Here is a 2645-nt window from a genome sequence, read left to right on the forward strand (position 1 = left end):
CTCTTTGCGGGGCGGAGCGAGGGCGGGGTACCAGTCCCCTCCCATGACATCTCAGCCCCGCTTGCGGGGCGACAGAATTCAAGCCCATGAAAACTAAAAAATTGGAAAGGGAAAATGGAAAGGTCTGACCCGAAAATTCTGCCGCTTTACCGAGGGGCTGAACTTGAACGATCCACCAGCTCCCGCTGGTGGAATTCAAGTTTTGGCGCCGCCGGCCGGTAGGCTGAACCTGAACAATCCCCCACCTCCCGGTGGGGGTATTCAATCCTCAGGCCCGTAGGGCCGGAAGATCTGTAGCCCAGGGTGAGGCGCTCCCGCTCAACGGGAGCGCCCTCGCAAGGCGGGGCTGGGTGAGCGCGCCCCCTCAATGCCCCAGCCCCGCTTGCGGGGCGACAGAATCGAAGCATATGAAAACTGAAAAATTGGAATGGTAAAATGGAAAGGTCTGACCCGAAAATTCTCCTCTAACTGCTCAATTGTCGTTTGCAGAGACCTGACGCTCGTCATTATGTTGGATTTTTGGGACTTGGCCCGCCGTTTTCAATTGCCGGAGCCGAACACCAACTTCCTTCTTGCCATCAAACAACAACTGGCAAACAGTCTCCAAGCAAGGCATAATCTACAAGAATAGCAAACCAGGAGGACGTCTTCGAGAAGACCGATAAAGTGAAAACTCTAAAGTACAAACTGAGGCTCAAGGGGCTGAAAACCCCCGACGGCACGATTGCAGTCAAGGCGTTGAAAGAAATCAGCGACCTTCTCTTGGTGTGCTCAGAACGTGGCCTACGTTTGGCAATCGGAGGAGACAGCGTTAAGCGCGGGCGACTGCCTGCCTGGTTGTCCGACTCTCTGGATTTGACCGTCACTGGACTGGAAGAAGGATCAACAGTTCTGAACATCGAGGCTCCCTTCCTGGGTTACACTGCAAAAGACCAAATTCGCCAGCAAGATCTCTGGTATACAACCCCCAGCCCGGAAGATACGGTCCTTACACTGATGTCCAAATCAGTTCGGGATGCGACCACGGAAAATGTAAACAGTGATACTTACGACGCGGGGATTTTGAATGGTTTGCTTTCATTTGATCCTTTTTTGAAAGATTACGCTGAAGGGATAGAACTCAGGTGCCGTCGCAGACCCAGGGAGCAGTTTGAATTGGGCCCAAAAGAGTTGGATAAAATCCATCGACTTCGGATCAGGACGCCTGAGCCAATTGCGCTCGTCCTCTCAGGCCTTTTTAACACCATCGAGCACAGTCGTAAGCGGTTTCAACTGGTGCTGAGTAATGACGAACGCATTCCGGGAACCATCGATCCTCACTTCTTGGACGAGGAAAAAATGCGTCAGTTTTGGGGGAAAAAGGTCACGGTGAAAGGAACAGTTCACTTCCGCCCGTCTCGGAAAGTGCGCTTGGTGGAGGCTGAGGTCATCAAGCCGATGGAGGCCGGAGAAGAGATGTTTGAAAAGGTTTCAGCCACAGGGTCGGTGCGAGAGCTGTTTGAATCTTATCCTCTAAAGCAAGAGGCAAGGAGCTTCTTGACCGAGATTTGGGGGAAATGGCCGGGAGAGGAATCGATTGAGGAACTCCTTGCTGCGCTGAAGAGACCGGACCCCGCAGGGCGGGGCTGAGATGCCAACCTACATTCTCGACACCGGAATTTTGCTGGGTTATGTCCGCGGGGCCGGTTACGCCGAATACATCGAAAAGAAATACGCGGTCTCCCATCCACCCAACATTCCACTGATATCGATAGTTAGCAAAGGCGAGATTTATTCCCTGGCAATCCAGTTTGGGTGGGGAGATCAGAAGAAGTCAGCCCTCGAAAAACTTCTGAATCGAATCCCCTTCGCCGATATCAATAGCGACCAAATCATCCAGAGATACGCGGAGATCGACGCCTACAGTCACGGGAAACATCCGACAAAAAAGTGGCCGGAAGGGGGGTCTCCGAGAAATATGGGCAAGAACGATCTATGGATAGCGGCAACGGCTTCGGTCTTGAATGCAACACTTCTATCAATCGACCACGACTTTGATCACCTCGATGGGATTTTTCTGAAAGTCATCTACATTGATCAAAAGGCGACCGTCAATGATGTTGCGCCATAGAATGCTCTTTTCGGATGCTCCCAATCCTTGAAATGATAAAAATTCGCGGAGTCTAAATTTCCAATTGTCTCCATCCGCAACAATAAGTATTGGCAATTTAGACTTGACGGCCGCATTTCTTACTGGAACTTAGGGTGAGGCTTCCACATTCCACAAAGTGGAGACAGCATGAGCCAAGCAGGCAGCCCTGTGGTCCTTCCTCCTCATCCGCTGGTGATACTTAAGCACCGCCTCGCCGACGTTGGTAGGCCTGAGACCATCCACCCCTTGGCCCAACTCTTTCAGGGTGAGCCCGCAGCACTCCCGTGCCAGACATAGTACCAGCGGAAACCGCCAGCCCTCTCCCTTAACACGGACGCTTCTGTGACAGATCGGCTGGAATTGTGTAATTGTGGAAGCCTTCTATGAGGCTGTTTTTGTCAAGCTCCTTGTGCGCTGCTTTTCTGCTCGGGTTTGGTGGCTCTTTTTTCAGTTCGGGAAATTCCTGGAATTGTCCCGGAACGACCTTCTATCCGTGCCGATCAAAGCTTGATCT

The 2645-nt window shown here is 52.1% G+C and carries 3 protein-coding genes; all 3 read left to right on the forward strand.

Going from position 1 to position 2645, the window contains the following annotated elements; genetic code table 11:
- Nucleotides 1–427 precede the first annotated feature (427 nt).
- The 3 genes from LAO21_23190 to LAO21_23200 are packed head-to-tail and all read left to right on the forward strand — an operon-like array spanning nucleotide 428 to nucleotide 2110.
- Complete coding sequence (locus tag LAO21_23190) at nucleotides 428–631, forward strand: hypothetical protein (protein MBZ5555622.1); 204 nt, start codon at nucleotides 428–430, stop codon at nucleotides 629–631.
- Between the two features lie 35 nt (nucleotides 632–666).
- Entirely contained in the window at nucleotides 667–1629 is a 963-nt protein-coding gene (locus LAO21_23195; GenBank protein ID MBZ5555623.1) for a hypothetical protein, read from the forward strand.
- 1 nt (nucleotide 1630) lies between these two features.
- Entirely contained in the window at nucleotides 1631–2110 is a 480-nt protein-coding gene (locus LAO21_23200; protein ID MBZ5555624.1) for a PIN domain-containing protein, read from the forward strand.
- Nucleotides 2111–2645 lie beyond the last annotated feature (535 nt).

The sequence above is a fragment of the Terriglobia bacterium genome, from assembly GCA_020073085.1.
Lineage (GTDB): Bacteria > Acidobacteriota > Terriglobia > JAIQFV01 > JAIQFV01 > JAIQFV01.